Below are 21070 nucleotides of genomic sequence, written 5' to 3' on the forward strand. Positions count from 1 at the left end.
TTGTGCCACATATCGTTTCGGAAGACGCTGACGTCCAGCGCCGTACTGATCGGATCGTAAGCGCGCCTCGACGTGTCAGTGCTGACTAGCCCCACGCCAGCTCACACCCGAGATTGTTCGCGCGGCTCCGCAGCGACGAAAAGGTTAATTGGTTACCCGCTAAGCTGCAGGGCTGATACACACGGCTTATCGTGGCATATGTAGGATTTATCAATGTATGTCGTTCTCTGACAATACTGTTCATATTCCGCACCCCAGGCTGTTGCTTTCTGTGAGTGGATGTTGATAAGCCCGCTACTGGCAGTAACACCTGGGTAACAAGCGAAAATTACTGTCAGGGACGCACATTGGCGTCGCATAACTCGATTCAATTGAAATCTCCGGCAGGAAGCCGCTTTTCGGTTTTTTCGCCGTGCGGATTGGTGTGGGCAATGTAGGTGCGCGAGTGGCTCAATGGCGGGCGAGCCGGGACGCAATCGAAACGGAGGAACACGTTGATTGTTCACGCGGACACCATGGGCGGCACGGCTGCACCCAGTGCGCCGACCGTCGCGCAGACCCGCTGGCTTCAGCTCGGCCTCGGGCTGGTGTGCATGATGGCGATATCGAGTCCCCAGTACGTGTGGACGCTGATGACTAAGCCACTTGGCGCCAAGCTCGGGATTGCCTTGCCCGAATTGCAGGTTACGTTCTCGATTCTGGTGCTGTTACAGGCGTTTTTCTCGCCGTTCCAGGGTGCGCTGGTCGACCGTTTCGGGCCCCGCCGGTTGATCTCGATCGGCACGCTGCTGGCGGGCGCGAGCTGGGTGCTGGCTTCTTACGCGCACACCGTGTCGATGCTGTATCTCACCTATGGCGGCGTCGGCGGTCTCGGCACGGGGATTGTGTATGTCGGCGTCGTGGGGCTGATGGTCCGGTGGTTTCCCGATCGACGCGGATTCGCGGCCGGCGTGGTGGCGGCCGGCTACGGGATGGGCGCGATTTTGACGACTTTTCCGATAGCCTCGTCGCTGGCCGCGCGTGGCGTCGAGTCGACGTTGTGGCTCTTCGGCATCGTGTTCGCCGCCGTCGGTTTCGTTGCCGCGCAGGGGTTGCGGGTGCCCCCTTCGGATCTCGGGCTGAACGTACCGAGCGACCGGCCGTCCGCCGCTCGGCGCGACTACCGGCCCGCCCAGATGCTCAAGCGGCCGCTCTTCTGGCTGATGTTCTTCATGATGACGATGATGGCCACTTCGGGCCTGATGGTCACGTCACAGATGGCGACGTTCGCGACCGACTTCGGTGTGAGCAAGGTGCTGGTGTTGGGGCTCGCCGCGCTGCCGTTGGCCTTGACCATCGACCGCTTCACGAACGGGCTGACGCGGCCGTTTTTCGGTTGGGTATCGGACCGACTGGGCCGGGAAAACACCATGGCGTTCGCCTTCGCGCTTGAGGCTGTTGCCATGACGCTCTGGTTGCTCACGCGACACGACGCCACGCTGTTCGTCCTCCTATCGGGTTTGGTGTTCTTCGGGTGGGGTGAGATCTTCTCGCTGTTCCCATCCACCTTGACCGATACGTTCGGGGCCCGTTATGCGACAGCGAACTATGGCTGGCTCTACATCTCGTTCGGGATCGGTTCGGTCTTCGGTGGTCCGCTTGCGGCCCTGCTGCATCAGCACGCCGGGAGCTGGATTCCGGTGTTCGGGTGTGCGATTGCGCTCGATCTGGGAACCGCGGCGCTGGCCGTCTTCGTGTTGAAGCCGACGCGTCGGCGTTTCGTCGAAGCCGCACCAATCGCGCCGTCGTGAGCGCCCGCCAGTAGTAGTTGTCGGCCGTGCGCGCCACACTGACTCCGTGTTCGATCTGATCCTGCCGCTGGAATGCGGCGGCTGCGGGGCGCCGTCGACCCGCTGGTGCGAGGCCTGCGCGGCGGAACTTGACGTCAGGGCCGACGAGCCGCACGTCGTCAACCCCCGCATCGAACCCGAGGCGCCGGTGTTCGCGCTGGGTCGGTACGCCGGCGCCCGCCGCGCGGCGATCCTCGCGCTGAAGGAGAACGGGCGCGGCGACCTGGTCAGCCCGTTGGCCCGGGCGCTGGCCGTCGGGATCCACCGGCTGTTGACCTGGGGGATGGTCGAGACGCCGCTGACGATCGTGCCCGCGCCGACGAGGCGTTCGGCGGCGCGGGCGCGCGGCGGCGACCCCGTCACCCGGCTGGCGCGGGCCGCGGTGGCCGGGCACCCCGACATCGCCGTCGCGCCGGCGCTGCGGATGAAGGCCCTGGCCCGCGACTCCGTCGGCCTCGGCACGTCGGCCCGCGAGCGCAACATCGCCGGCCGGGTGGTGCTGCGCGGGCGGCCGGCGCGCCCCGACACGCCCGAGGTCATCGTCGTCGACGACGTCGTCACCACCGGGGCGACGGCCCGCGAGTCGGTGCGGACGCTGCGCGCCGCCGGGATCCGCGTGGCCGCGGTGCTGGCGATCGCGGCCGCCTAAAGCTGTGTGCCCGCCAAGCGCATGTGAAGAACTCGCAACAGCTGCCCGGAATTGGTGGCATCCCAAGGCGAACACGAGCTAACGTCGAGAACAACCTTCAGGAACATCTTTGACCCGGCGCAACGCAGACGTCGATTTCCGGGTTGATACGCCACACGTGGAGGGGGTGAGAATCCGACACCTTGCATCGGCGGGCAGCCTGCGGCGGTGACCTGAGGAAACCGCCCCCAACCCCCCGTCGGCGCGTCATGTAGGAAGCCGGCACGCACCGCGTGCGACGTGGAAAAGGAAACGAGTTGACACGTATGACAAGGCTTACCGTGGATTCCGGTCAGACTCTCGACCAACCGCCGGCAGAAAGCAGCGAGCCGGCCGAGCCGACCCTCAACGCCGAAGTCGTGTTCAAGGGCCGCAACGTCGAAATCCCCGAACATTACCGCTTCTACGTCTCGCAAAAACTCGCCCGCCTCGAACGATTCGATCGGTCCATCTATCTCTTCGACGTCGAGCTCAAACACGCGCCCAACCGCCGTCAGCGCAAGTCCTGTCAGCGCGTCGAAATCACCGCGCGCGGGCGCGGCCCGGTCAGCCGCGCGGAGGCCTGCGCCGACAGCTTCTATGCCGCCTTCGAGTCCGCGGTCGACAAGCTGGAGAACCGGCTGCGCCGCGCCAAGGACCGCCGCAAGGTGCACTACGGCGACAAGACGCCGGTGTCGCTGGCCGCCGCCACCGCGGTGGCGCCGCTTCCCGCGAAGGCCTTCAACTCCGAACCCGTCGAGCCGCACCAACACGACGGCGCGGGGGTCGAGCACGGCGAGCGGCAAGACCACGAGCCGGGCCGGGTGGTCCGCACCAAAGAACACCAGGCCACGCCCATGACGGTCGACGAGGCGCTCTACGAGATGGAGCTGGTCGGGCACAACTTCTTCTTGTTCTACGACAAGGAGACCGAACGGCCGTCCGTCGTGTACCGCCGGCACGCCTACGACTACGGGCTGATCCGGCTGGCCTGACGTTCAGCGACGTTTGAGGGCCTTAACTGCCTCTTCACCTAGGATGGATGCCGCCTCGCAAAAAGAGGAAGACTCCAACCCACAGGGGATATAGCTGTGCTGTCGAAGTTGCTGCGCCTTGGTGAAGGTCGCATGGTCAAGCGCCTCAAGCGGGTGGCCGACTATGTCAACACGTTGTCCGACGACGTCGAGAAGCTCACCGACGCCGAGCTAAGGGCCAAGACCGACGAGTTCCGGCAGCGCCTCAACGACGAGAAAAACCCCGAAACGCTGGACGACCTGCTGCCCGAGGCGTTCGCCGTGGCCCGCGAGGCGGCATGGCGGGTACTGGACCAGCGCCCCTTCGACGTGCAGGTGATGGGCGCGGCCGCGCTGCACCTGGGCAACGTCGCCGAGATGAAGACCGGCGAAGGCAAGACCCTGACCTGCGTGTTGCCCGCCTACCTCAACGCGCTGGCCGGCAAGGGCGTGCACGTCGTCACGGTCAACGACTACCTGGCCAAACGCGACAGCGAGTGGATGGGACGCGTGCACCGCTTCCTCGGCCTGGACGTCGGCGTGATCCTGGCGCAGATGACGCCCGACGAGCGGCGGGTGGCCTACAACGCCGACATCACCTACGGCACCAACAACGAGTTCGGCTTCGACTACCTGCGCGACAACATGGCGCATTCGCTCGACGACCTGGTGCAGCGCGGGCACAACTTCGCCATCGTCGACGAGGTGGACTCCATCCTCATCGACGAGGCCCGCACCCCGCTGATCATCTCCGGCCCGGCCGACGGCGCCTCCAACTGGTACACCGAGTTCGCCCGCATCGCGCCGCTGATGCAAAAGGACGTCCACTACGAGGTAGACCTGCGCAAACGGACCGTCGGCGTGCACGAGAAGGGCGTCGAGTTCGTCGAGGACCAGCTCGGCATCGACAACCTCTACGAGGCGGCCAACTCGCCGCTGGTCAGCTACCTCAACAACGCGCTGAAGGCCAAGGAGCTGTTCAACCGCGACAAGGACTACATCGTGCGCGACGGCGAGGTGCTCATCGTCGACGAGTTCACCGGCCGCGTGCTGATCGGCCGCCGCTACAACGAGGGCATGCACCAGGCCATCGAGGCCAAGGAGCACGTCGAGATCAAGGCCGAGAACCAGACGCTGGCCACCATCACGCTGCAGAACTACTTCCGCCTCTACGACAAGCTCGCCGGCATGACCGGTACCGCCCAGACCGAGGCGGCCGAGCTGCACGAGATCTACAAGCTGGGCGTGGTCTCCATCCCGACCAACAAGCCGATGATCCGCACCGACTGCTCCGACCTCATCTACAAGACCGAGGAAGCCAAGTACATCGCGGTGGTCGACGACGTCGAGGAGCGCTACGAGAAGGGTCAGCCGGTCCTGATCGGCACCACCAGCGTCGAGCGCTCGGAGTACCTGTCGCGGCAGTTCCAGAAGCGCCGCATCCCGCACAACGTGCTCAACGCCAAGTACCACGAGCAGGAGGCGGGCATCATCGCCGTGGCGGGCCGCCGCGGCGGCATCACCGTCGCCACCAACATGGCCGGCCGCGGCACCGACATCGTGCTGGGCGGCAACGTCGACTTCCTCACCGACCAGCGGCTGCGGGCCCGCGGCCTCGACCCCGTCGAGACGCCCGACGAGTACGAGGCTGCCTGGCACGAGGAGCTGCCGATCGTCAAGGAGGAGGCCAGCGCGGAGGCCGAGGAGGTGATCGAAGCCGGCGGCCTGTACGTGCTGGGCACCGAGCGCCACGAGTCGCGGCGCATCGACAACCAGCTGCGCGGCCGGTCAGGGCGGCAGGGCGACCCGGGGGAGTCGCGCTTCTACCTGTCGCTGAGCGACGAGCTGATGCGCCGCTTCAACGGCGCCGCGCTGGAGGCGATGCTCAACCGGCTGAACCTGCCCGACGACGTGCCGATCGAGAACAAGATGGTGACCCGCGCTATCAAGAGCGCCCAGACCCAGGTCGAGCAGCAGAACTTCGAGGTCCGCAAGAACGTCCTCAAGTACGACGAGGTGATGAACCAGCAGCGCAAGGTGGTCTACGCCGAGCGCCGCCGCATCCTCGAGGGCGAGAACCTCAAGGACCAGGCGCTGGACATGGTCCGCGACGTCATCACCGCCTACGTCGACGGCGCGACCGCCGAAGGCTACGCCGAGGACTGGGACCTGGACGCGCTGTGGACGGCGCTGAAGACGCTGTACCCGGTCGGCATTGCGCACGAGACGCTGACCCACCCCGACGCCGACTCCGACCGCGACGACCTCACCCGCGACGAGCTACTCGACGCGCTGATCAAGGACGCCGAAAGGGCTTACGCCGCAAGGGAAGCCGAGCTCGAGGAGATCGCCGGCGAGGGCGCGATGCGTCAGCTGGAACGCAACGTGTTGCTCAACGTCATCGACCGCAAGTGGCGCGAGCACCTCTACGAGATGGACTACCTCAAGGAGGGGATCGGGCTGCGGGCGATGGCGCAGCGCGATCCGCTGGTGGAGTACCAGCGCGAGGGCTACGACATGTTCATGGCCATGCTCGACGGCATGAAGGAGGAGTCGGTCGGCTTCCTGTTCAATGTCACCGTCGAAGCGGTGCCGGCCCCGCAGGTCGCCCCGCAGCCGACGCCCGAGGGCCTGGCGGAACTGGGGACGGGCGCCGGCGGGCAGCCCGATGACCAGGGCGAAGCGCCCGCCGCGCCCCGCGAGGAGGCCCCAAGCGTGTTGCGCGCCAAGGGCATTGACGACGAGGCGCCCGCGCTCACGTATTCCGGCCCGTCCGAGGACGGCTCGGCGCAGGTGCAGCGCAACGGCGGTGGCGCCCAGAAGGCGCCGGCCGGTGTGCCCGGCGGCGGCAGCCGCCGCGAGCGTCGTGCGGCCGCGCGCCAGCAGGGGCGCGGCGCCAAGCCGCCGAAGTCGGTCAAGCGCCGCTAGCCCTGGCGCCGAGTGTGCGGCTGACCGCACGCTCGGCAGCCAGTGTGCGGCTGGCCGCACAATCGTCGCGGCGCCGAAAGGCCAACACTAGTCAGAATTGACTAGCGCCCGTCGCGCGAAGTTGAGGCAAATGGGCTATATGCCAAAGTGCCTGCGCGGTCGACACTTGGGCCATGAAGCGTTACTTGACTCTTGCTTACGGCGCGGCGGCGTACCTGCTGTTCCTCGTCGCCTTTCTGTATCTCGTTGCGTTCGTGGCCAATCTGTGGGTGCCGCGCACCGTCGATCACGGGCTGCCGTCGCCCATCGTTGAGGCCATCGTGGTCAACGTGTTGCTGGTCGGGGCGTTCGGAATCCAGCACAGCGTCATGGCGCGCCCGGCGTTCAAGGCGTGGTGGACCCGGTTCGTGCCGCCGTCGATAGAGCGCAGCACCTACGTGGTGCTGTCGAGCGCCGTGCTGCTGCTGCTCTATTGGCAGTGGCGGACGATGCCGGCGGTCGTTTGGGACGTGCGGCAGCCGGCGGCGCGCGTGCTGCTGTGGGGATTGTTCTGGCTGGGTTGGGTGATCGCGCTGGGCGCGACGTTCATGATCAACCACTTCGACCTGTTCGGGCTGCGGCAGGTGTATTTGGCGTGGCGCCAAAAGCCTTACACCGAGCTGCATTTCCGCACTCATTTGTTCTATCGGCTGGTGCGCCACCCGCTCATGCTGGGCTTCCTCATCTCGTTCTGGGCGGCCCCCACGATGACGGCCGGGCATCTGCTCTTCTCGATCGCGATGACGGGATACATCCTGATCGCCGTGCACGTCGAAGAGCGCGGCCTCGTCGCGGCGCTGGGCAGCGACTATCGCCAGTACCGTCGCGAGGTCCCCATGCTGGTCCCGATAAAGCACCGGCCGCGCCGGCGCGCGGCGGAAGCGCTTGGCCAGCACTAGCTCTCGCGGCAGAGCGTTGAGAGGTCATCTCAACGCTCTGCCCGGCGTTGGCCAAATGATCACGTGCCGGATACCTGGACATGCCACGGTACCGGTGTGCAAACCGGGTCGCGGGTCGCTCAGTCGCGCTGGGTGGACCGATTCCACCAGTGGTGCGAGGCGGTCGTCAATCGGCTTCCGTTCGGGCTCGGATCGCTCGTTGCGCCCACGTTTCTCGGCTTCTGCCTGATCAACGGGCTCACCTTCGGCGTCGATCTGGCGATCCTCACGGGGCTGCGCGGCGGGCTCGGTCTTCCGGTGCCGATCGCCGTCACCGTGGCCTACGCGTGCGCCTTCGCGCTCAGCTACGTGCTCAATCGCACCTTCAACTTTCAGTCCCACGCGCCGGTCGGACAACAGCTCGCCGTGTACGTCGTGGTGGTCGTCGTCAACTACCTGGCGCTGATCCTCGGGGTGTCCAGCGCGCTGACCGCGATCGGGGTGCAATACCAGCTGTCCCGAGTGCTGGCGGGCGTCTGCGAGGCGGTGTACATGTACTGCGCGATGCGCTGGGTGGTCTTCCGCCGTTGACGGCCTTACGATCGACCTCCCGCTAGCCCTCGGTGGAGGAACCGCGCCATGCCCACGCAAGCCAAGCCCGCGTCGCCGCTTCGCGCCGTCTTCGGCACCGACAAGGCCCGCTCGTCGCTCGTCATCGGCGCGCTCGGTGTCGTGTTCGGTGACCTCGGGACCAGCCCGATCTACACGATTCAGACGATCTTCGACCCGCACGACCCGCACCCGATACCGATCACCACCGCCAACCTGTATGGTGTTGTGTCCCTGGTCTTTTGGGCGGTGATGATCATCGTCACCCTCACTTACGTCACCCTGGTGATGCGTGCCGACAACGACGGCGAGGGTGGCATCATGGCGCTCATCACCCTCGTGCGCCGGCTGGGCGTCAACCGGAGTCGTCGCATGGTCGTGATTCTGGCGGCGCTCGGCATCTTCGGCGCCTCACTGTTTTTCGGCGACAGCATGATTACTCCAGCCATCTCGGTGATCTCGTCGGTGGAGGGTCTCAAGGTTGTCGAGCCGCGATTGGGTGACCTGGTCGTGCCGATCACCGCGGTGATCATCGTTATTCTCTTCGCCTTTCAGAGCCGCGGCACCGCCGCCATCGGACGCTTGTTCGGGCCGGTCATGATCGTGTGGTTCATCGCGATTGGGGTCTGCGGCATCGAGGGCATATCCACGCATCCGGTCATCCTCAAGGCGTTGTCACCCGAGTATGCGGTGACGTTCATGGTCACCTACCCCCGCACGGCATTTTTTGCGCTCGCCGCGGTCGTGCTGGCGGTGACGGGCGCCGAAGCGCTCTACGCGGACATGGGCCACTTCGGCCGACCGGCAATCACCCGGGCGTGGCTGTTCGTGGTCCTTCCCGCGTGCATGCTCAGTTACTTTGGCCAGGCCGCGCTGTTGCTGGGCAACAACAGCGTCACCGATGCGCCCTTCTTCCTGCTCGCACCGGGCTGGGCGCGCTTGCCGATGGTGCTGCTCGCGACCGCGGCAACGGTGATCGCCTCCCAGGCGGTGATCACCGGGGCCTACTCGGTGGCGTCACAGGCCGCTCAGCTTGGCTACCTGCCCCGGGTGCGGGTCGTCCACACGTCCGAGTCGACGATTGGCCAGATCTACGTGCCGTGGATCAACGGGCTGCTGATGGTCGCGGTGCTCATCCTGGTGTTCGCGTTCCGCAGCTCGGCGGCACTGGCGTTCGCATACGGCATGGCGGTGACCGGGACGATCACCATTACCACCCTGCTCTTTTTCTTCGTCGCCCGCGAACGGTGGAAGACCCCCCTGTGGCTGATCGTGACGGGCGCCGGCGCGTTGTTGACGGTCGACCTCCTGTTCTTGGCGGCGAACCTGACCAAGCTGGTGCACGGGGCCTGGCTACCGCTTCTGATCGCGGCCACGGCTTTCACCGTGATGACGACATGGCAGCGGGGCAGCGATCTCGTCACTCAAGCGCGGGCGAAAGCGGAGGGACCGTTGCGCGAATTCGTCGACCAGTTGGCCGGCTGCAAGCCACCGCTGGTGCGAACACCCGGGACGGCCGTATTCCTCAACCGCGGCAAACAGACCGCACCGCTGGCGATGCGGGCCAACGTCGAACACAACCGGGTGCTGCACGAGCATTCGGTGCTCATGTCGATCGAGACGTTGCCGGCGCCCCGGGTGGCGGACGAGGATCGAATCGAGGTCGATTCCCTGGGCTATGCCGAAGACGGGGTCGTGCACGTCACCGCGAAGTTCGGATACATGGAACGGCCCAACATCCCGGCCGCCCTGCGCTTGCTCGACCCGAAGCAGACCGAGGGTCGGATCGCCGTCGACGAGGCCTCGTATTTCCTGTCGAAGCTGGAGCTCAGGGCCGGCCCCGCGCCGACCATGGCGCCCTGGCGCAAGCGCCTCTTCATCGCCACCGCCTACATCGCCGCCGACGCCGCCGAATACTTCGGCCTGCCCATCGACCGGACGGTGGTCATGGGCGCGCGCATTCAGGTGTAGCTCAGATGTAGCTATGCCCGTCCGGCTGGAAGGATGGACGGCATGGATGTCAAGGAGGTGTTGCTGCCCGGGGTCGGTCTTCGGTACGAGTTCACCAGCCACACCGGTGACCGGATCGGGATCATCGCCCGCCGCGGCGGCGATTTCGACGTCGTCCTGTATGGCCCCGACGATCCCGACCAGGCCAGGCCCGTCCTGCACCTGACCGACGCCGAGGCCGAGGCGGTGGCCCAGATCCTGGGCGCGCCGCGCATCGCGGAGCGGTTCACCGAGCTTTCCCGGGGGCTGCCGGGCATCGAGACGGGACAGGTCCACATCGTCGCCGGCAGCCCGTTCGTGGGACACCCGCTGGGCGACACCCACGCCCGCACACGCACCGGGGCGTCGATCGTCGCCATCGTGCGCAACGAGGAAGTGCTCGCCTCGCCCGGCCCGGCCGAAATGTTGCGCGCGCGAGACGTTTTGATCGTGATCGGCACCGAAGACGGCATCGCCGGTGTCGAGCGCATCATCGACAAGGGTTGAGCCGATGCAGGTTTCGGGGGCGCTGCTGTTTCAACTCGGCGCCCTCCTGGCCACTCTTGCCGTATTGGGCGCCGTGGCAAGGCGTTTCGCGTTGTCCCCCATACCGGTCTATTTGTTGGCGGGCCTCTCGCTGGGCAAGGGCGGCCTGCTGCCGGTGGCCGCGGCCGGCGAGTTCATCGCGACGGCCGCGCCCATCGGCATCGTGCTGCTGCTGCTGACCCTCGGCCTCGAATTCTCGGCGACCGAGTTCGCGGCCAGCCTCCGGCACCACCTGCCCTCCGCCGGGGTCGACATCGTCCTCAACGCCACCCCCGGCGCGGTGGCCGGCTGGCTGCTGGGGCTGGACGGCGTCGCCATCCTGGCCCTGGCCGGGGTCACCTACATCTCGTCGTCGGGCGTCATCGCGCGCGTGCTGGTCGACTTGGGCCGGCTCGGCAACCGGGAAACGCCGGCGGTGCTCTCGGTGCTGGTGCTCGAGGACTTCGCGATGGCGGCCTACCTGCCGCTGTTCGCGGTGCTGGCGTCGGGCGGCGGCTGGGTGCACGCCGTCGTCGGGATGGCCGCCGCGGTCGGCGCGCTGCTGGCCGCGTTCGCCGCCTCCTACCGCTGGGGCCACCACGTCGGCCGGCTGGTCGAACACCCCGATTCCGAGCAGCTGTTGCTGCGGGTCTTGGGCATCACCCTGATGGTGGCCGCGGTGGCGGAGGTCCTGCACGCGTCGGCCGCCGTCGGCGCCTTCCTGGTGGGCCTGACCCTGACCGGCGCGACGGCCGAGCGGGCCCGCCAGGTGCTCGGCCCGCTCCGGGACCTGTTCGCCGCCATCTTCTTCCTCGCGATCGGCCTGTCGGTCGACCCGCACGAGCTCTTGCCGATGCTCCCGGTGGCGCTGGTCCTGGCCGCCGTCACCGCGGCCACCAAGGTGGCCACCGGAATGCTCGCCGCCCGGCGCGACGGCGTGGCGCGGCGCGGGCAGCTGCGTGCGGGTGCCGCGCTCATCGCCAGGGGCGAGTTCTCGCTGATCATCATCGGCCTGGTGGGCACCTCGATCCCCGCCGTCGCCGCGCTGGCGACGTCCTACGTCTTCGTCATGGCGATCATGGGCCCGGTGTTGGCCCGGTACGCGGGCGGTCGCGGCCCCCAACTAACCCCCAACTAACCGATGTGCAGGGCCACCATCTGCCACTGGCCGCTGGAGGGCACGCGTTCCACGCGGCACGCGATGGCGTGGATCCGGCCGCCGCGGCTGTAGGACCCGAAGACCTCGGCCGCGGCCTCGGGGTCGTGGCGCCCGGAGGGCTGCAGCCGCATCCGGCGCAGCACCGCCGTCCCGTCACGCCCACGCGCGCGGCCGGCCGCCGCAGCGCCGATCGCGACCACCGAGTCCACCAGGCCGGGCGCCAGCATAGGGCGCAGCTGCGCCGCGGGACGGCGGCGGTCGACGACCTCCAGCACCCGGCGCAGCGCGGCGTCGGCGAAGGCGGCCGCCTGACGCATCGGCGCGGACGGATTCGGCGGTCTGGCCGGCTGCCCGACGAGGGGCCGGCGGGGCGCACGCGCGCGCCGGCGCGGCGTCGGATGGGCTGGCTGCCGGCACTGCGGAACGTCCCGCCTGGGCGGCTCGTAGTCGACGACGGGCGTCACGGCGAAAACGGTCAACGCGCACTCTCCATGGATTGGCCTGCTGGAGAGTGGCAGACGGGGGCTGGTAAGTGGTCATCATGGCACAGCTCGGTCCCGCGCGTATCCGCTCGATTACCGTGGGCGGGTACATCCGTTCACCCAAGGAACCGAGGACGAATTTGACCAGGAGGGACGCGCCGTAATGGTGACCCGGTTGTCCCCGACGGACGCGTCCTTCTATCGGCTGGAGAACACCGCCACCCCCATGTATGTGGGATCGCTGTCCATCCTGCAGCGTCCGCGCGCCGGGTTGAGCTACGAGGCGCTGCTGGCCACCATCGAGCAGCGACTGCCCCAGATACCGCGTTACCGCCAGAAGGTCCGGGAGGTGCGGATCGGCACGGCCAGGCCGGTGTGGCTGGACGACAACGACTTCGACATCACCTATCACGTGCGGCGGTCGGCGCTGCCCTCCCCGGGCAGCGACGAGCAGCTGCACGAACTGATCGCGCGGCTGGCCGCGCGGCCGCTGGACAAGTCGCGGCCGCTGTGGGAGATGTACCTGGTCGAGGGCCTCTCCAAGAACCGGATCGCGCTGTACACGAAGTCGCATCAGGCGCTGATCAACGGCATGACGGCGGTGGAGATCGGCCACGTCATCGCCGACCGGACGCGCCGCCCGCCGCCGTTTCCCGAGGACATTTGGATACCGGAACGCGACCCCGGTAACACACGGTTGGCCTTGGGCGCGATCGGCGACTGGATCGCGAGGCCCGGCGCGCAGCTGCAGGCCGTCGGGTCCGCGGTGGCCGGACTGGTCACGAGCTATGACGAGCTGCTCGAAGCGGGCCGGCGCGCCGTCGACATCGCGCGGGCGGTGGCGCGGGGCACCGCGCCCAGCAGCCCGCTGAACGCGACCGTCTCGCGGCACCGCAGGTTCACGGTCGCTCGCGGCAACCTCGAGGACTACCGCGCCGTGCGCGCGCGCTACGACTGCGACATCAACGACGTGGTGCTCGCCGTTGTGGCCGGCGCGCTGGGCAACTGGCTGTTGTCCCGCGGCGTGGCGGTGTCACCGACCGCGACGATCCGCGCGATGGCGCCGCTGTCCATCTACGCCGACGACGACCTCGACTCGACCGGCCCGGGCCAGACGATCAGTCAGGTCACGCCATTCCTGGTGGATTTGCCGGTGGGGGAGGCCAACCCGGTGGTGCGGCTGTCGCAGATCGCGCACGCCACCGAGTCCAACCCGACCGCCGGGAGCCTGGTGGACGCCCGGACGATCGTGACCCTCTCGGGTTTCGCGCCACCGACGCTGCACGCCATGGGCATCCGAGTCGCGACCGGCTTCCCGAGCTTTTCCAAGCGGACGTTCAACCTATTGATCACCAACGCCCCGGGCGCCCAGTCGCAGATGTACATCGCCGGCACCAAGCTGCTGGAGACCTACGCCGTCCCACCGCTGCTGCACAATCAGGCGCTGGCGATCAGCGTGACGTCCTACAACGGCATGCTGTATTTCGGGATCAACGCCGACCGCGAGGCGATGAGCGACGTCGACTTGCTGCCCGGACTATTGAGCCAATCTCTCGAGGAACTTCTCGACGCTTCCCGCTGATTAGTCGGGGTGAAAATCGGTGCCTGGTTCTATGATTCGTAATTGTGAGCACCGCGACAAATGACGGAAAATCGGCGAAGGCGAGCGGGAAGAAATCGAGCACCGCGACCACGCGCAAAATCTCCGACGATGTCTACCAAACCGAAATATACCGGCTGCAAACGGAATTCGTGAAGTTGCAGGAGTGGGCGCGCCACGTCGGCGCGCGCATCGTGATCCTTTTCGAGGGCCGGGACGGGGCCGGCAAGGGCGGAACGATCAAACGGATCACCGAATACCTGAACCCGCGAGTCGCCCGGATCGCGGCACTACCCGCGCCGAGCGATCGGGAACGGGGCCAGTGGTACTACCAGCGTTACATCGCGCACCTGCCCGCCAGGGGCGAAATCGTGCTCTTCGATCGGTCGTGGTACAACCGCGCCGGCGTGGAAAAGGTGATGGGATTCTGCACGCCGCAGGAGTATGTGCTCTTCTTGCGCCAGACGCCCATCTTCGAGCAGATGCTGATCGACGACGGGATCCTGTTGCGCAAGTACTGGTTCTCCGTGTCCGAGGCCGAGCAGCTGCACCGGTTCAGGGCGCGCCTGAATGACCCTGTCCGCCAATGGAAACTCAGCCCGATGGACATGGAGTCGCTGTATCGGTGGGAGGATTACTCGCGCGCCAAGGACGAGATGATGGTCCACACCGACACCCCGGTAAGCCCTTGGTACATAGTGGAATCCGACATCAAGAAGCACGCGCGGCTGAACATGATGGCCCACCTGCTGTCCACGATCGAGTACTACGACGTGGGCCGGCCCAAGGTCAAGCTGCCCAAGGAGCCGGTGGTGTCTGAGAACTACCAGCGCCCGCCGCGCGAGCTGTCGAACTACGTCGACGATTACGCGGCCACGTTGGTCGGGGGCTGATGATCCAGGTCTACATCCCGGCCACGCTGGAGATGTTGCAGCGGCTCGTCGCCGAGGGCTCCCTCTGGCCGGTCAACGGCACCGCGTTCGCGGTGACGCCGACGTTGCGCGAGGCCTACGCCGAGGGCGACGACGACGAACTCGCCGACGTGGCGCTGCGCGAGGCGGCGCTGGCGTCGCTGCGACTGCTCGCGGCCGGCCCAGCGGAAGGGGCCGACACCGGTCTGCCGCCCCGGCGCGCCGTGCTGGCCGCCGAGGTCGAGGAGGCCAAATTCCGTCCCGATCTCGACGACGCCGTCGTGCGCCTCGCCGCGCCGGTCACGCTCGACCAGGTCGTCGCCGCCTACGTCGACAACGCCGCCGCCGAGCCGGACGTCATCCGGGCCATCGAGATCATCGACGCCGCCGACCTGGGCGACGAGGACGCCGAGCTGATCGTCGGCGACGCGCTGGACCACGACCTGGCCTGGTATGCGAACCAGGAGTTGCCGTTCCTGCTTGACCTGCTCTGACGCACCGAATGTGACGAATTCCGACTAGCTACGACACCGTAGGTTACGCTACCGTAGGTTTCGTGGAGCGCACAGAATCGGCGACAATGTTGGGCGTAAGCCAGACGCCGGCTAGTGAGCAGGAGCTTCCGCTGGGCAGACGTAACCCATCGATCAGGGGCAACGTCGTCGACACCAAGCGACCCGTTGTGGCCGGCGCCGAGCGGCACCCCGGCTGGCACGCGCTACGCAAGCTCGCGGCGCGGATCACGACCCCGCTGTTGCCCGATGACTACCTGCATCTGGCCAACCCGCTGTGGTCCGCGCGGGAACTGCGGGGCCGCGTCCTCGAGGTCCGCCGGGAGACCGAGGATTCCGCGACCCTGGTGATCAAACCGGGCTGGGGCTTCAGCTTCGACTATCAGCCCGGCCAGTACATCGGGATCGGGCTGCTCGTCGACGGGCGCTGGCGGTGGCGGTCGTATTCGCTGACCTCGAGCCCGGCCGAGACCAGCGGCTCACCCCGCACGGTGACCATCACCGTCAAGGCGATGCCCGAGGGTTTCCTGTCCACCCACCTGGTGGCCGGCGTCGAGCCCGGGACCATCGTCCGGCTGGCCGCGCCCCAGGGCAACTTCGTCCTTCCGGACCCGGCGCCGTCGTCGATCCTGTTCCTGACCGCCGGTTCGGGGATAACGCCGGTGATGTCGATGCTGCGAACGTTGGTGCGCCGCAACCAGATCGGCGACGTCACGCATTTGCATTCGGCACCCACCGAATCCGACGTGATGTTCCGCGCGGAGCTGGCCGCGCTGGCCGCCAACCAGCCGGGCTACCGCTTGCAGGTGCGAGAGACCCGCAAGCAGGGCCGGCTCGACCTGGCCGCCCTGGATCAACAGGTCGCGGACTGGCGCGAGCGGCAGACCTGGGCCTGCGGGCCGGAGGGCATGCTCAACCAAGCGCAGAAGGTGTGGTCGGCGGCGGGCATCGGCGACCGGCTGCACCTGGAGCGGTTCGCCGTGTCCAAGGCGGCGCCTGCCGGGGCCGGCGGCACGGTGACGTTCGCGCGCAGCGGGCGCGCCGTCGCGGCCGACGGGGCGACGCCGTTGATGGATGCCGGCGAGGGCGCGGGTGTGCAGATGCCCTTCGGCTGCCGGATGGGTATCTGCCAGTCCTGCGTGGTAAGCCTGGTGGACGGGCACGTCCGCGATCTGCGAACCGGCGCCGAACACGAGCCGGGAAGTCGGATTCAGACCTGTGTGTCGGCCGCGTCCGGCGATTGCGTGCTCGACATTTAAAGATTACTCACAGGTAACCTACGGATTCGTAGGTTACGATAGCGTAGGTATTGCACCGACGAGACGACCGCTAGGGAGATGACGACGAGTGGCAATCACAGACGTCGACGTATTCGCCCATCTGACGGACGCTGACATCGAAAGCCTGGCCGTGGAGCTGGATGCCATCCGCCAGGACATCGAGGACTCTCGAGGGGCGCGCGACGCCCGCTACATCCGTCGCACCATCGCCGCGCAGCGCGCGCTGGAGGTGGCCGGCCGCGTGCTGCTGGCCGCCAGCTCGCGCCGCTCGGCGTGGTGGGCCGGCACCGTGACCTTGGGCGTGGCCAAGATCGTCGAGAACATGGAGATCGGCCACAACGTCATGCACGGCCAGTGGGACTGGATGAACGACCCGGAGATTCACTCCTCGACGTGGGAGTGGGACATGAGCGGGTCGTCCAAGCACTGGCGCTACACGCACAACTTCGTGCACCACAAGTACACCAACATCCTCGGGATGGACGACGACGTCGGCTACGGCTTGCTGCGCGTCACCCGGGACCAGCGCTGGAAGCGCTTCAACGTCTTGAACCTGTTCTACAACACCATGCTGGCGCTGCTCTTCGAGTGGGGCGTCGGCCTGCAGCACGTGGAATTGGGCAAGATCGTCAAGAAGCGGATGGACAACGACGACGCCCGGCAACGCATCGACGAGTTTCTCGCCAAGGCCGGCCGGCAGGTCGTCAAGGATTACGTCGCGTTCCCGGCGCTGACCGCGCTGTCGCCCGGCGCGACCTATCGGTCCACGCTGACGGCCAACGCGGTCGCCAACATCATCCGCAACGTGTGGGCGAACGCCGTGATCTTCTGCGGCCACTTCCCCGATGGCGCAGAGAAATTCACCAAGACCGACATGATCGGCGAGACCAAGGGCCAGTGGTACCTGCGCCAGATGCTGGGCAGCGCCAACTTCGAGGCCGGCCCCGCGCTGCGGTTCATGAGCGGCAACCTGTGCCACCAGATCGAGCACCACCTGTATCCCGATCTGCCGAGCAACCGGCTGCACGAGATCTCGGTCCGGGTGCGCGCGCTGTGCGACAAGTACGACTTGCCTTACACCACGGGCTCTTTCCTGGTGCAGTACGCCAAGACGTGGCGCACGCTGGCCAAGCTGTCGCTGCCGAACAAGTACCTGCGCGACGACGCCGACAACGCGCCGGAGACGCGCAGCGAGCGGATGTTCGCCGAATTGGAGCCCGGTTTTGCCGGCACCGATCCGGCGACCGGACGCCGGCGCGGGCTGAAGACCGCCATCGCCACCGTGCGGGATTGGCGGCGCGCCAAGAAGGAAGCGAAGCAGGGCCGCAGGGACGACCTGGCCGCCTAGCGTGCTTCGCCGACCGTGCACCCAGCGCGGATTTTTACCCAAATCCTCGCGGTGAGTGCACATTCGGCGCCTGGGCCCTAGGCTCGATGCGGGACCGCGGTCGGGACTAGGAGGCACGTGATGTTCGCAGCGTTCGGATTCGAAACCCTCGGTGTCGTCGTCGGGGACATGTACTTCGTCGACCCGCGCCCGCTCGCCGGTCAGGAGACGCCGGAACGGGGGGTCAGGCTCGAACTGCGCCTCGTCGACCGGGGCGAGCCGCAGGGATCGATCTACGCCGGCGTCCCGATCGCCTTCACCCGGCCGGTGTGGCGGGTGGACCTCTTCGGGTCCACCGAGAGCCCGCCGGGCACGCTCGACCGGGCCCATCACCACCCGCGCTTCGACGGCTGGGAGCCCGGCCGCCGGAACTTCGTCCCCGAACTGACCGCCGACCCGGTGTCGTGGCTGGCCGGCCAGCTGGCCGACCCGGCCGCCGTGCTGGAGCGGGCCGGCGTCGACGTGAGCGAAGTCAGCGAGGCCGATCTGGCCGGCCTTGCGGCGACGGCCCCGGAGATCGTGGGCGCGGTCAAGCGAATGCTGGACGGCGTGCGGGCCGGCGAACTGGCCCCGGCGCCCGCCGAACCCGTCGCCGCCGCGCGCACCGGGTGGCTTTGATCCGTTTCGATTTGCTAGCCGGCAGGTTCCGGATAATCTAACTGCTGCCGCCCATACTGAGGAGCCAGCAAATGAAGAAGACCGCACGCTTGACCGCCCCGCTCGCCGCCGTTCTGGGAGGTATCGCGGTCTTCACCGCCGCGATCGCGAACGCCGACTCGTCGGATGACGCTTACCTGCAGACCCTGAAGGACAAGGGAATCACCTGGGCGAGCGGCTCGGACCAGACGATGGTCCAAATCGGGCATGCGGTTTGCACCGACTGGGCTCATGGGTTCACGTTCGAGCAGACCTTCGCCGATGCGAAACAGGGGCTCCCGCAGTTGCAGGACACCTCGCTGGCCAAGATCATGGGTGCGGCGACGGGGGTTTACTGCCCGCAGTACTCGAGCAAGTTTGACTGAGCAAGCGCGGCGTCCGGCCGGCCTGACCGGGTTTCGAGGGAGGCGCTACTTGTCGACCACGCTGCCCTACGCCCGCGAGATGGTCTCTGGTTGAACGCGGCCCATATCGTTCGGCGTGCCGTCGGCCACCTTGATGGCCAGGGCATCCCGCTTCGCGCCGAGTTGTTCGGCCGCTCTCGGTAATTCGGGGTTGGGCTCGACCACCATCGGCGACGACGTCCTGACTTAGGTGAGCCTAGAGCCCGCTAGCCTGAGTGTTCCGCGGAGAAGACGTCGATCGCACGCACGGGCGTCAACATCACCAGCGGGATCTGACGACTAGTTGATTTCTGATAGGCGAGGTACGGCGGGTACAGGTGCGCCATGTATGCCCACACCTCATGGCGTTCCTGGCCTTCGGGCTCCCGCCAGGTGGCCTCGAATGCCTGGGTGGCGATCTGAACGCCAATCATGTTGCTCTGCAAGACATTCAAGTACCACTCCGGGTGCGTGTCGGCGCCTCCCTTGGATGCGACGATCACGATCTCCCCGCCGACGTTGCCGTAGATCAACGGTCTGACATAGGTCTTACCCGATTTGCGACCGACAACCTTGATCAAGCAGTGCGTGGTCAGTTCACGTCCACCGACCGCACTCACATCCATGATGTGGCCGCGCGTGCCCCCGGAGGTCAGGTACGTCTCGAGGTGCTCGCTGATCCAGTCACTGCGCGCCGCTCGGATCGATGCCGCATCGGCGTCGCTCATGGATGACTCCTCCCGCAAACGAAGCGAGCCCCACGGCCGCGCCTCCACGACTGATCTTGCCAGGCTGACCATGCAACCATGTGCCATCACGGTGTCGGACCTTCTTTAGTCAGTTGTCGAAGAAGACCATAGGCTCTGGCGATTCGCGTGCCTTCCCGGGCCGGTACGGTGACCTGGTGGCGCAAAGACGCCTTGAAGTGGGTTGCGGTCCGCTGCTTGTCGACGATGACGGCGTTCTGATCAGGGCGCACGGCATTCCCTACGCGACCGCCGAACGATTCGCCGCGCCGGTTCCCGCTCCACGGCATACCGATGTGCGCGATACGACGAGGCGCGGTCCGGTGTGTCCGCAGTTGCCGTCCCGTTTGGACTTCGTGAACGGTCCGGTGGTCGACGGCCTCGCCGTCAGCGAGCAATGTCAGATACTCAGCGTCACAGCGCCTTGCGACGCTCGGGGGCTCCCGGTGATGGTGTGGTTCCACGGCGGGGCGTACCTGTCGGGCAGCGGAGAGGCGCCCAAGTACGACCCCGATGCGCTGGTCAGGGAGGACCGCGTCATCGTCGTCACCGTCAGCTACCGGCTCGGTATCTTCGGATACCTCAACCCCAACGCGGGCGGGGAAGAGAACTTGGGTCTGCGCGATCAGATCATGGCGTTGCGCTGGACCCAGCAGCACATCGCGGCGTTCGGCGGCGACCCGTCGCAAGTGACGATCTTCGGCCAGTCGGCAGGCGGAGATTCGGTGTTGTCACTGATCCTCAGTGAGGAGGCGACGGGTCTGTTCCACCGCGCCATTCTGCAAAGCGCCCCGCTCGGTGTGCGAAGCGGCAGGGAGGCGATGACGGCGGCAATGCGAGAGGCGGTGACCGGCGCGCTTGGCGGTGTGGCCCCGGGCGAGGCCAGCGTCGAGCAACTGCTCGACGCTCAAACCGCCGCTGTGACAACGGCACAGCGATTCGGACTGGTCGGCGGGTTCCCGTTCGCACCGATCGCTGGCATGGACCCGCTACCTCCCGCCCGCGACGAAAGTCGCAAACTCGCCGACGCGGCAGCCCGAGTTGAGATGCTCGTCGGCTACGCCCGCAATGACGCGGACGCGTTCGTCGCCATGGACTCGCGAGGGCAACGACTCCAGCGTCTTGGCCCACCGGGTCGGGCCGCCGCCCGACTGCTCGGCGACGTGCTGACCCGGCGGATATTTGGCCGGCCGGCGCTTGAACTCGCCAAATCCTGGATTTCACATGGCGGTGCCGCCGCGACGTTCCGCGTGGACTGGTCACCGCCAGCCGCGCCGTTTCGCGCATGCCACTGCATCGAGCTGCCGTTGCTGTTCGGCTCGCCGGAGTGCTGGGCCGACGCGCCAATGCTCGGTCCCGAACCCAACCCCATTGACGCCGACGTGGCTCGCAAGACGCGCGGTTACTGGGCCGCCTTCGCGCACTGGGGCACCGCTACGCTGGGGAGCTCGTCGCTTCGAATCTGACACGCTTGTC

The 21070-nt window shown here is 67.0% G+C and carries 20 protein-coding genes; 17 read left to right on the forward strand and 3 right to left on the reverse strand.

The window, feature by feature from the left end; genetic code table 11:
* The first annotated feature begins 437 nt into the window (after nucleotides 1-437).
* The 9 genes from oxlT (at nucleotide 438) to AC5Y4S_RS02245 (ending at nucleotide 11615) form a co-directional block, all read left to right on the forward strand.
* The gene (gene oxlT / locus AC5Y4S_RS02205) at nucleotides 438-1790 is read left to right on the forward strand and encodes an oxalate/formate MFS antiporter (protein ID WP_500029432.1); all 1353 of its coding nucleotides are present in this window, start codon (nucleotides 438-440) and stop codon (nucleotides 1788-1790) included.
* Nucleotides 1791-1836: 46 nt separating this feature from the next.
* The gene (locus tag AC5Y4S_RS02210; protein WP_500029433.1) at nucleotides 1837-2478 is read left to right on the forward strand and encodes a ComF family protein; all 642 of its coding nucleotides are present in this window, start codon (nucleotides 1837-1839) and stop codon (nucleotides 2476-2478) included.
* A 320-nt stretch (nucleotides 2479-2798) separates the two neighbouring features.
* Nucleotides 2799-3491, forward strand: coding sequence for a ribosome hibernation-promoting factor, HPF/YfiA family (gene hpf, locus AC5Y4S_RS02215; RefSeq protein WP_500032059.1), 693 nt, complete (start codon nucleotides 2799-2801; stop codon nucleotides 3489-3491).
* A gap of 96 nt (nucleotides 3492-3587) precedes the next feature.
* Entirely contained in the window at nucleotides 3588-6437 is a 2850-nt protein-coding gene (secA, locus tag AC5Y4S_RS02220) for a preprotein translocase subunit SecA (RefSeq protein ID WP_500029434.1), read from the forward strand.
* Nucleotides 6438-6610: 173 nt separating this feature from the next.
* Nucleotides 6611-7375 (forward strand): methanethiol S-methyltransferase, encoded by a 765-nt coding sequence (gene mddA / locus AC5Y4S_RS02225; protein ID WP_500029435.1) that lies wholly within the window; start codon nucleotides 6611-6613, stop codon nucleotides 7373-7375.
* Nucleotides 7376-7471: 96 nt separating this feature from the next.
* Nucleotides 7472-7945, forward strand: a complete 474-nt coding sequence (locus tag AC5Y4S_RS02230) for a GtrA family protein (RefSeq protein WP_500029436.1) — start codon at nucleotides 7472-7474, stop codon at nucleotides 7943-7945.
* Between the two features lie 48 nt (nucleotides 7946-7993).
* Nucleotides 7994-9934 (forward strand): potassium transporter Kup, encoded by a 1941-nt coding sequence (locus tag AC5Y4S_RS02235; RefSeq protein WP_500029437.1) that lies wholly within the window; start codon nucleotides 7994-7996, stop codon nucleotides 9932-9934.
* Between the two features lie 42 nt (nucleotides 9935-9976).
* The gene (locus tag AC5Y4S_RS02240; RefSeq protein WP_085188329.1) at nucleotides 9977-10459 is read left to right on the forward strand and encodes a cation:proton antiporter regulatory subunit; all 483 of its coding nucleotides are present in this window, start codon (nucleotides 9977-9979) and stop codon (nucleotides 10457-10459) included.
* A 4-nt stretch (nucleotides 10460-10463) separates the two neighbouring features.
* Nucleotides 10464-11615, forward strand: coding sequence for a cation:proton antiporter (locus AC5Y4S_RS02245; RefSeq protein WP_500029438.1), 1152 nt, complete (start codon nucleotides 10464-10466; stop codon nucleotides 11613-11615).
* Here the strand turns inward: AC5Y4S_RS02245 and AC5Y4S_RS02250 are convergent.
* The gene (locus AC5Y4S_RS02250) at nucleotides 11612-12115 is read right to left on the reverse strand and encodes an Rv3235 family protein (protein WP_500029439.1); all 504 of its coding nucleotides are present in this window, start codon (nucleotides 12113-12115) and stop codon (nucleotides 11612-11614) included. The genes AC5Y4S_RS02245 and AC5Y4S_RS02250 overlap by 4 nt on opposite strands.
* A 166-nt stretch (nucleotides 12116-12281) precedes the next feature.
* Here AC5Y4S_RS02250 and AC5Y4S_RS02255 point away from each other — a divergent pair, with 166 nt between their 5' ends.
* The 7 genes from AC5Y4S_RS02255 to AC5Y4S_RS02285 all read left to right on the forward strand — a co-directional run bounded on the left by AC5Y4S_RS02255 (nucleotide 12282) and on the right by AC5Y4S_RS02285 (nucleotide 18830).
* Nucleotides 12282-13700: a WS/DGAT/MGAT family O-acyltransferase gene (locus tag AC5Y4S_RS02255; RefSeq protein WP_500029440.1), complete on the forward strand. Its 1419-nt coding sequence runs from the start codon at nucleotides 12282-12284 to the stop codon at nucleotides 13698-13700.
* 44 nt (nucleotides 13701-13744) lie between these two features.
* The gene (gene ppk2, locus AC5Y4S_RS02260) at nucleotides 13745-14611 is read left to right on the forward strand and encodes a polyphosphate kinase 2 (protein ID WP_500029441.1); all 867 of its coding nucleotides are present in this window, start codon (nucleotides 13745-13747) and stop codon (nucleotides 14609-14611) included.
* Nucleotides 14611-15123, forward strand: coding sequence for a DUF6912 family protein (locus tag AC5Y4S_RS02265; protein ID WP_500029442.1), 513 nt, complete (start codon nucleotides 14611-14613; stop codon nucleotides 15121-15123). Before ppk2 ends, AC5Y4S_RS02265 begins: the two co-directional genes overlap by 1 nt.
* Nucleotides 15124-15212: 89 nt before the next feature.
* Entirely contained in the window at nucleotides 15213-16400 is a 1188-nt protein-coding gene (locus AC5Y4S_RS02270; RefSeq protein ID WP_500032062.1) for a ferredoxin reductase, read from the forward strand.
* Nucleotides 16401-16488: 88 nt separating this feature from the next.
* Nucleotides 16489-17769: a fatty acid desaturase family protein gene (locus tag AC5Y4S_RS02275; RefSeq protein WP_068181919.1), complete on the forward strand. Its 1281-nt coding sequence runs from the start codon at nucleotides 16489-16491 to the stop codon at nucleotides 17767-17769.
* Nucleotides 17770-17889: 120 nt separating this feature from the next.
* Complete coding sequence (locus AC5Y4S_RS02280; RefSeq protein ID WP_500029443.1) at nucleotides 17890-18426, forward strand: hypothetical protein; 537 nt, start codon at nucleotides 17890-17892, stop codon at nucleotides 18424-18426.
* 71 nt (nucleotides 18427-18497) lie between these two features.
* On the forward strand, nucleotides 18498-18830 hold the full coding sequence (locus tag AC5Y4S_RS02285) for a DUF732 domain-containing protein (protein WP_500029444.1): 333 nt from the start codon (nucleotides 18498-18500) through the stop codon (nucleotides 18828-18830).
* A 66-nt stretch (nucleotides 18831-18896) separates the two neighbouring features.
* Here the strand turns inward: AC5Y4S_RS02285 and AC5Y4S_RS02290 are convergent, their stop codons facing one another.
* Both AC5Y4S_RS02290 and AC5Y4S_RS02295 read right to left on the reverse strand, forming a co-directional pair.
* Nucleotides 18897-19037, reverse strand: coding sequence for a hypothetical protein (locus AC5Y4S_RS02290; RefSeq protein WP_500029445.1), 141 nt, complete (start codon nucleotides 19035-19037; stop codon nucleotides 18897-18899).
* 38 nt (nucleotides 19038-19075) lie between these two features.
* Nucleotides 19076-19576, reverse strand: a complete 501-nt coding sequence (locus AC5Y4S_RS02295; RefSeq protein ID WP_500029446.1) for a nitroreductase/quinone reductase family protein — start codon at nucleotides 19574-19576, stop codon at nucleotides 19076-19078.
* A gap of 113 nt (nucleotides 19577-19689) precedes the next feature.
* On the opposite strand from AC5Y4S_RS02295, the gene AC5Y4S_RS02300 reads away from it, so the two are divergent.
* Entirely contained in the window at nucleotides 19690-21060 is a 1371-nt protein-coding gene (locus AC5Y4S_RS02300) for a carboxylesterase family protein (protein WP_500029447.1), read from the forward strand.
* Nucleotides 21061-21070 lie beyond the last annotated feature (10 nt).

The organism is Mycobacterium sp. NGS64, assembly GCF_059812245.1.

Coding starts and splice junctions, on each gene's coding strand:
- mddA (WP_500029435.1), top strand. CDS start 6,611: ATGAAGCGTTACTTGACTCTTGCTTACGGCGCGGCGGCGTACCTGCTG.
- AC5Y4S_RS02235 (WP_500029437.1), top strand. CDS start 7,994: ATGCCCACGCAAGCCAAGCCCGCGTCGCCGCTTCGCGCCGTCTTCGGC.
- AC5Y4S_RS02240 (WP_085188329.1), top strand. CDS start 9,977: ATGGATGTCAAGGAGGTGTTGCTGCCCGGGGTCGGTCTTCGGTACGAG.
- AC5Y4S_RS02245 (WP_500029438.1), top strand. CDS start 10,464: ATGCAGGTTTCGGGGGCGCTGCTGTTTCAACTCGGCGCCCTCCTGGCC.
- AC5Y4S_RS02255 (WP_500029440.1), top strand. CDS start 12,282: ATGGTGACCCGGTTGTCCCCGACGGACGCGTCCTTCTATCGGCTGGAG.
- AC5Y4S_RS02265 (WP_500029442.1), top strand. CDS start 14,611: ATGATCCAGGTCTACATCCCGGCCACGCTGGAGATGTTGCAGCGGCTC.
- AC5Y4S_RS02280 (WP_500029443.1), top strand. CDS start 17,890: ATGTTCGCAGCGTTCGGATTCGAAACCCTCGGTGTCGTCGTCGGGGAC.
- AC5Y4S_RS02285 (WP_500029444.1), top strand. CDS start 18,498: ATGAAGAAGACCGCACGCTTGACCGCCCCGCTCGCCGCCGTTCTGGGA.
- AC5Y4S_RS02290 (WP_500029445.1), bottom strand. CDS start 19,037: ATGGTGGTCGAGCCCAACCCCGAATTACCGAGAGCGGCCGAACAACTC.
- AC5Y4S_RS02295 (WP_500029446.1), bottom strand. CDS start 19,576: ATGAGCGACGCCGATGCGGCATCGATCCGAGCGGCGCGCAGTGACTGG.